This is a genomic window from Clostridium cibarium, assembly GCF_014836335.1.
Lineage (GTDB): Bacteria > Bacillota > Clostridia > Clostridiales > Clostridiaceae > Clostridium > Clostridium cibarium.
The window spans coordinates 67,840-75,103 of record NZ_JACSRA010000025.1 but is presented as its reverse complement, the minus strand read 5'-3'; the positions used below and the strand labels follow the sequence as shown (position 1 = coordinate 75,103).

Sequence of the window (7,264 nt, the reverse complement as noted above, 5' to 3'; positions counted from 1 at the left end):
GGCTCAGTAGCTCAGTTGGTTAGAGTGCCAGCCTGTCACGCTGGAAGTCGAGGGTTCGAGTCCCTTCTGAGTCGCCAAAAAAAGCATCAATTAATTTTGGTGCTTTTTTTATATAGAAACATTTAATTAGTTAAAGAAGTCTATCTCAATTATAGAGATAGACTTTTACTAATTTTTCTTCTTGTTTAAATTTAATGTGATTCTTATATCTTCAGAGTAAAACTTATATAATTTGAACTCTCCAATAAGTCTAGAAGAAATACGTTCACTATATAGTTTCGTAATATCAGGAAGAGAAAGGTTGGTTGATACCAACATTTTTTTGTTCTTTAATAACTTCTTATTAAGTAAATTAAAGAGTTCGGTGGTAGAAAAATCATTTCTTTGCTCAGCACCAAGATCATCAATTATTAATAAGTCACAATTTATCAAGAGATCTTCTAACCTTTTATCATTATTAAACCTAATGGTTCGTAAATCGCTTATTAACTCATCTGAGGTTTTGTAAATAACCAAAAAACCTGAATCTAATAATTCTTTTGCTATACAGTAAGACAAGTAAGTCTTTCCGCTACCTGGATTTCCAAAAAACAAAAGATTAGTATTTTCTTTACCGAAGTTTGGAATATAATTGTGTAAGATATATTCTAATATGTTTTCCATATTTCTTCTAGGAGAATACTTTTCTTCACCTATTCGATGAGAAGAAAATAGCGAAATATCAAATTTATCAAAGTTTTTGCTTCTAGTGGCATCTTGAAGTAATGAATTTTCATAGTATAGAGATATTAATTTTTGTTTGTAGCAATGACATTTATCCATGCCTATAAATCCTGTATCATTACATTTATTACATCTATAATGTAAAGTTAAGTACTCTGGATCATAACCCTTTGATACGAGCATTTCGTACTTTTTAGCTCGTAAATCAGTTATTTTATCTTTATAAGATTGTAAAGTTTCGTCACTATTTTTAGATTTTAAAATAGCAAGGGAGAGTTGCAAAGATAATTTTTTTATATTATTATCTGTTTCAATTATTTCAGGGTACAAGTTTTCAATTTCTTTTTTTCTATCTTGCAGTTTTTTTGATTCTTCATCCCTTATTTTGCTATAAATATCTAATAATTTTGATTGGTATCCATTAATCATCGTTATCCCATCCTAATAATTTCTTTTCTAAAGAATCATAATCATAAGACCTAGGTTCAAAGTTATTAAAGCCTACACCGGTAGTATTGTTGTTCTTTGCATATTTTGGCTTGTTATAATTAGACTTAAATTGCTTATCTTTTGTTGCTACGTCTTCAATTGTTCTTATGTTATCATTAAACCATTTTGTTAGTATTCCATCAATATATTTAAAGTCTGCTCTATTAAGACGTTGAAAACAAATATCACAAGCTTTTTGAATGACAGATAAATCAAATTTATAAATGGATATCCATTTATCTAAAAGATCTTCCTGCGGTTTCATAACTTCAGTATTTCTTAGACCTAGGTAATTTAATATTCTTTTGATTTTAATCCACTTATCCTCGGCTTGTTTTATATAAGTTTGAGCCTGATCCACTGATCTTATACCTAAATCATGCCAAGCCATTGCTACTTTCTCGATATATCTGTAATCACTTTTTCCTTTTGCAGCACAATATTCAATAAGTATTAATATAAGTTCAGAAGTAAAGGAAAAATCATTTTGCCATCCAAGGTATATTTCCATTTCTTTTGTTGAAAGGGGTCTGCTTAATATTTTTTCTATATCCCGAAGCATATCTGTTGTTTCTGAGTTATTAAGGGCATCCAATAGATGTACTTCTTTGTTTACAGGGGCATCATCCTCTAGATTTAGAAATTCTATATTAAAATTCTTCATTTTATCTATTGGAACTAATTTTATTACTCCTTGATCATTCCAATAATTTAGTGCATTCATAACATCCGATTCAAGTAAGTTTAATGAAGAAGCTAGTATAGAACCGTTAACTCCAGGTTCGTTTGAAGTATTATATTTCAACATAAGCAAATAAACTTTTACAAATTCACCTCTTGCCTTTGCCATATATTTTTCAATAAATACATTACTTACAGGAGTAAATTTTAAATCTGTATTTTTAAGCATAAAAGTACTCATATTCTAACTATCTCCTTTAGTGTATATTTTAAAATAGTATCTATTATGTGTAATTCCAATTATAACAAAGGAAGAATTGGATAACAACTTTAGATAATATGTATAAAAATTAAGAATGTGGGAAAATTACAGTATGTGTATCCAAAAGAAGGGAAGTTTTATGAATAAGAAGCTTATAAAGATATTAAAAGTAACTTTAACGAGTATTGGGATATCTTTAGTATTTACAAATTATTTCATAAATAAAGATGAAAATTTAATGGTTAGTAATTTATTGTGTGAAAATAATGACATAAATGTAGATTTGCAAAATGATACAAGTAAAGATGATAAGGAAATAGCATCCATTGGTAAACAAGGTAGTTTGCTAAACATGATTATTAAGAATAATAATTATGGAGTGATATCAAGTGAGGAAGAGGGGAAAAAAGTTCTTGAGAAAATTGGAAAAGCATATATAGATAAAAATAATATAGATAAAGGCAATATTTTGGATGTGAATGTAAAAACCAATGTAGAATATTCAAAGTGTTTTAAAGAAGTAACATCTGTAGATTCGGTAGATGCTATAGCAAAAAGAATAGTTGATGATAATGATAATAAGAATATTGTAGAAGTTGATTTAAAATGCAAAGAAATTAGAAAAGAAGAAATTAAACCATCTGTTAAAACAATTAACAGAGATGATATGTATATAGGGCAAGTGAAAAAGGAAGATGGAGCTGTTGGATATAGAGAAGTGGTATCTAAAGTAAGTTATACAAATGGGAGAAAGATTGGAGAAGAAGTATTAGAAGAAAAAACATTAGTTCCAAGTAAAGATAACATTATATATAAAGGATGTAAGAGTCCAATTCCGGATAAGGTTGCATTTTTGGAGCATCCAACCAGAGGGGGAACTATAACATCCGTATTTGGAGAGAGGTGGGGGAAAAAACATAATGGGATAGATATAGCACATAAATCAGGAGATCCAGTGTATTGTGCTTTTGATGGGATTGTTAAGGAATGCGGATACGTTTCTGGATATGGGAATAAGATATTAATAGAACATGAAGGTAATATACAAACAGTATATGCACATTTAAGTTCTTTCGAAACTAGAATTGGAGCACAAGTTAAAAAGGGAGATATAATAGGGAGAGTTGGAAGTACAGGAAATAGTACAGGACCCCATTTACACTTTGAAGTAAGAGCAAATGGAGTTCCTATAGATCCACAGTGCTATATTAGAGTTTAAATAAATAACTTAGATATATTAATCAATCCTTCACCTTGGCTGGAAATAGAAAAGTCTTGCCTATCGCATGAAAGTTTTAATATTGAGCAAAAATCTTTAAAAGATAGAGATGGATTTTTTTCACATAATAGAGCCCCAATACCGCTTAAAAATGCAACTGCTAAGGAGGTTCCTTTAAAAGTTTTATATGAAGCTTCAAGTTTTGGAGGATAAAGCTTGAAGCCATCTTTTTCAGAAATATAAGATGTATCAGAATTTAGGGAAGTTATATTTACTGCTGCAGCACATAAATCAGGTTTTAGTGTTTTGCCATATGGTCCAGAAGATGAATAGGTATAAGGTTTAACTGTCTTAGTTGAATCTATTCCACCAACTGTTATGCATGAAGATAAAGTAGCTATTCCCATTATTTCATTTGTAGAATTTAATGTGCTTCCACTTGGGACTATAGGGATAATACCTAATTTAGTGGCTTTTAAAAACGAAGAATTAAAAGCTTGTATGATAAATGTGTTATGGGTTAGCATCTCAAATGGAAGACAAAGAATTCGAATATTGAATTCACTGGAATGCTTAATTAATTCTTCTATAGAGAAAAGTACATCTGATGCATATCCCTTTCCTAAGGCGTCAAAAGCCTTATAACAGTGCAAGCTTGCATGAGGGGCAATACCTTTATATAAGTTATTAGATGAAGCTCCACTGCTCACAATTAATCCACATATACAAGTTCCGTGACCATTATCATCATAAGGGTATGATAAGTTGTTTATTAAATCCTTAAATGAAGCAATTTTATTTGACGGTGACAATAGATCAGGGTGAGGATAAACACCGCTGTCAACAATACCAATACTAACACCTTTTCCGGATAAACTATGTTGTTCACATAGATGAATGTTATTGGCTGTGGATATACTCATACCACATAAAAACACATATTCATCAAAGCCTATATATTGAACTTCAGGGTATTCTAATAGGTTGGTTATTAATCGGCCGTCTATTTTGGCACAAATGAGATCTGAGGATTCTAATACATATAGTAATTTACCCTTGGATGAAGAGATTTTCTTTATGATGCTATCTTTTATGTTTTTATATTTAATTAAAACTCTATAGAATTTATAATAATTATTTGAAATTAGATGTTTTAAATCTTTATCTAATTTATTTTTATAAAGAAACATAGCATTGCTCCTAATGATTAATCCTTTATATATTATATGAATATAAGTAAGAATGTTAATAGAAAAGTTAATATGATAAATACTTTAAATAAAAAAACTATAGATAATATCTATAGTTTATAAGTTTGACCTATATTAATTATTTTCAATGAATCATCATTAAAATTAACCAGTGTATTATGAGTTTCATTAAAATCTTCAAGCGAGATTTTAAATGTTTTATAATGTATTGGAATCATTGCACTGGATTTCATCATTTTGAACATCTTATAACTTTGTTCAGGAGTACAATGCATATATGAAAATCTGTCAGGTTTATAGCAACCTACAGGCATTAATGCTACATCACATTCTATGTCTTTAAAACTTTCTGTGTAAGCTGTGTCTCCAGCAAAAAAAATCTTTTTATTATTTCGTTCAATTAAATAAGAGTTACTCTCATTATCTATACCTATATAAAATCTTCTTCCATCGTGTTCTGCTTTTAAAGACTTAATTTTAATATTATTATCCTCATAAGTTTCATTATGCCTAAGCATAATAACTTTTTTAAAACCAAGCAAATGCATAAGTTTTTTATAGCCTTTAGGAACAATAATGGTAGCATTTTTGTCTAATCTCATTAATGTTGGAAAATCAGTATGATCCATATGTCCGTGAGAAAGAAGAATATAATCAAACTTCATATCTTCAAGTTTAAATGGTTTCTCAACAACTCGTTTAAAAAAACCTAGTTTATTAGATGAAACAGGATCTGTAAGAATCAGTATTTCTGATAAGTTAATTATAGTAGTAGCATGCCCATACCAGTTAATAGAGTCTGTGGAAATTGGTTCAGAAAGCACTTCTTCTCTAGAATTAAAATATTCTCGAATATTATTAAAGGTTAAATGGGATAAAAAAACTATATTTTTAAAAAAATTCATCTTGGTTTATTACTCCTTATCTTAATGTTTCCATTTAAATACTATAATACCTATAAGCATAATTGCAACACCTATTATTTCTTTTAATGAAAAATTAAGCTTTTCACTTCCAAATAAGCCAAAACAGTCAATTAAAGCTGCGGCAATTAATTGTGCTACTAGAATGATTCCTATTCCATATGTAGTACCGAGACCACCTATGCTTTTCATTACAGTAAATATAATAATAACACCTAAGACTCCACCTAAAAGGTAGAGTTTATTTACTTCTTTGACATGTCTATAGTCACCTTTACCAAAGAAAAAGGAAATTAATAAAGTTAATATTAGACCACTAGCTTGAACTATTACATTAGTTTCCCATGTTCCTATTTTTTCTCCTAGCCTTGTATTAAATACACCTTGGAGACTCATTGAGACACCTGAAATAATTGCAAAGATTATTGAAAACATAAAACTATCACCTCATGTATAGTATCCCAATAATTAATATTTATATAAATAAAAAGGCTCTCTAAAAGTTAGAGAGCCTCTTTTACTTATAACTATTATTAAATTCATCTATAATCATTTTTTCAGTAAAACCTAAACTAATACCTAAACTTAAGAAGTCTTCTGTTAATGTTACAAAGTGATCCTTAGATGGAGAAATCATTAAATCATTTATGTCTATGTACAAGTTTAAGAATTGATCACTTAAGCAATAATCACTAAGTTCTATATCTATTTCATCCATATCCCCATATTTGTTGTATAAACCTAACGATATAAGGTGCTTAAAGCAGGTAATATATTTATGGAAAATCATATTGTCATCTAAAACTTTTTCATTACCAATCCAATATCTATAGCATTGAGTTTCATTGGCTAAATCGCTCATAGCTATGTGAAGTTCAAGATGTTTTCTTGCTGTAATTTTGTATTCACTTAAAGTATTATCAACAACTAAATCATTACACTTGTTTTCTTGAATTTTAAATAAATTTGCAATATGCATATTCTTTCCTCCCTAATTAAGGCAATCATCTTAATATATTTTACAAAATCTTTATAATAAATAAAAGGGGAGTAAACGAATACAAAAAAATAAATAATTAAATTTTTAAATAAATAAAGAGTTTTAATTAGTTTTTACTAATCAAAACTCCATGATTTAAAAGGTTTTTAAAGGATAAGATTTAATGCAAGTTTCTTTCTTATTATTAGAAATTTTCCAAATTTCAAACTTGCTTACTTTAAGGGTTAAGTTTTTACCATCCTTTTTTACTAAGTCACATGCAATATCGTTATTCTTTTTATTTTCTTTGTTAATATAATTTATATTAGCTATAGAAATGGACAAATCATTTTCAAGATTCTTAGAATGTATTCCATGAAGTTCTAAAGTATCTCTTAGAGAACGGTTAATTTTCTTTATGTAACCCTCATTAAGGATTTTCAAATTTATAGTTTTCATAGTGTCACTTATAGAAACATCATCGCACAGTTCAATTTTAAACTTTTTGTATGGTCTAATGATTTTATCTATAACAGTATACAATTTTTCCATGTTAGGATTGTCTAATATGTTTAAGGCAATATAAGGCATAGGAGAATGTCTATTACCTCTAAATTTTTTAGATAAATTTCTTTGAATTGGAGTTATAGTTTCATAAGAATCTTCATCGAAAAGTGCAACAACATAATATTTCATATAGTAAACCTCTCATTATTTTAATATTAGTTAAAAAGTATACAAACTTTGTTATAAATTATAACATATTACCATATATAA

Annotated in this window: 8 protein-coding genes and 1 tRNA gene; 2 read left to right on the top strand and 7 right to left on the bottom strand. The window is 28.3% G+C overall.

The window, feature by feature from the left end; all coding sequences use genetic code 11:
- A tRNA-Asp gene (locus tag H9661_RS14630) sits at positions 1 to 77 on the top strand.
- Positions 78 to 168: 91 nt separating this feature from the next.
- On the opposite strand, the gene H9661_RS14625 is transcribed toward H9661_RS14630, so the two are convergent.
- Together H9661_RS14625 and H9661_RS14620 are read right to left on the bottom strand one after the other, a co-directional pair.
- Complete coding sequence (locus H9661_RS14625) at positions 169 to 1,152, bottom strand: ATP-binding protein (protein WP_143318219.1); 984 nt, start codon at positions 1,150 to 1,152, stop codon at positions 169 to 171.
- Positions 1,145 to 2,134: a DnaD domain protein gene (locus tag H9661_RS14620; RefSeq protein ID WP_143318220.1), complete on the bottom strand. Its 990-nt coding sequence runs from the start codon at positions 2,132 to 2,134 to the stop codon at positions 1,145 to 1,147. The genes H9661_RS14625 and H9661_RS14620 overlap by 8 nt, the downstream gene beginning before the upstream one ends.
- Before the next feature lie 160 nt (positions 2,135 to 2,294).
- On the opposite strand from H9661_RS14620, the gene H9661_RS14615 reads away from it, so the two are divergent.
- Complete coding sequence (locus H9661_RS14615) at positions 2,295 to 3,374, top strand: peptidoglycan DD-metalloendopeptidase family protein (protein WP_191769559.1); 1,080 nt, start codon at positions 2,295 to 2,297, stop codon at positions 3,372 to 3,374.
- Here H9661_RS14615 and H9661_RS14610 read toward each other — a convergent pair.
- The 5 genes from H9661_RS14610 to H9661_RS14590 all read right to left on the bottom strand — a co-directional run bounded on the left by H9661_RS14610 (position 3,371) and on the right by H9661_RS14590 (position 7,183).
- Positions 3,371 to 4,564 carry a S8 family serine peptidase gene (locus tag H9661_RS14610; RefSeq protein ID WP_191769556.1) on the bottom strand — a complete coding sequence of 398 codons (1,194 nt, stop codon included), beginning with the start codon at positions 4,562 to 4,564 and terminating at the stop codon, positions 3,371 to 3,373. The genes H9661_RS14615 and H9661_RS14610 overlap by 4 nt on opposite strands.
- A gap of 110 nt (positions 4,565 to 4,674) precedes the next feature.
- A complete protein-coding gene (locus tag H9661_RS14605) occupies positions 4,675 to 5,490 on the bottom strand; it encodes an MBL fold metallo-hydrolase (RefSeq protein ID WP_191769553.1) in 816 nt (271 codons plus the stop codon).
- A gap of 21 nt (positions 5,491 to 5,511) precedes the next feature.
- Entirely contained in the window at positions 5,512 to 5,943 is a 432-nt protein-coding gene (locus H9661_RS14600; RefSeq protein WP_143318224.1) for a DMT family transporter, read from the bottom strand.
- A gap of 82 nt (positions 5,944 to 6,025) precedes the next feature.
- Positions 6,026 to 6,487 (bottom strand): dUTP diphosphatase, encoded by a 462-nt coding sequence (locus H9661_RS14595; RefSeq protein ID WP_143318225.1) that lies wholly within the window; start codon positions 6,485 to 6,487, stop codon positions 6,026 to 6,028.
- A 156-nt stretch (positions 6,488 to 6,643) separates the two neighbouring features.
- Positions 6,644 to 7,183, bottom strand: coding sequence for a hypothetical protein (locus tag H9661_RS14590; RefSeq protein WP_143318226.1), 540 nt, complete (start codon positions 7,181 to 7,183; stop codon positions 6,644 to 6,646).
- Positions 7,184 to 7,264 lie beyond the last annotated feature (81 nt).

Bases quoted from the DNA above. Each gene is read 5' to 3' on its own strand.
- H9661_RS14600 (WP_143318224.1), bottom strand. From the start codon at position 5,943: ATGTTTTCAATAATCTTTGCAATTATTTCAGGTGTCTCAATGAGTCTC.
- H9661_RS14590 (WP_143318226.1), bottom strand. From the start codon at position 7,183: ATGAAATATTATGTTGTTGCACTTTTCGATGAAGATTCTTATGAAACT.
- H9661_RS14615 (WP_191769559.1), top strand. From the start codon at position 2,295: ATGAATAAGAAGCTTATAAAGATATTAAAAGTAACTTTAACGAGTATT.
- H9661_RS14595 (WP_143318225.1), bottom strand. From the start codon at position 6,487: ATGCATATTGCAAATTTATTTAAAATTCAAGAAAACAAGTGTAATGAT.
- H9661_RS14620 (WP_143318220.1), bottom strand. From the start codon at position 2,134: ATGAGTACTTTTATGCTTAAAAATACAGATTTAAAATTTACTCCTGTA.
- H9661_RS14610 (WP_191769556.1), bottom strand. From the start codon at position 4,564: ATGTTTCTTTATAAAAATAAATTAGATAAAGATTTAAAACATCTAATT.
- H9661_RS14605 (WP_191769553.1), bottom strand. From the start codon at position 5,490: ATGAATTTTTTTAAAAATATAGTTTTTTTATCCCATTTAACCTTTAAT.
- H9661_RS14625 (WP_143318219.1), bottom strand. From the start codon at position 1,152: ATGATTAATGGATACCAATCAAAATTATTAGATATTTATAGCAAAATA.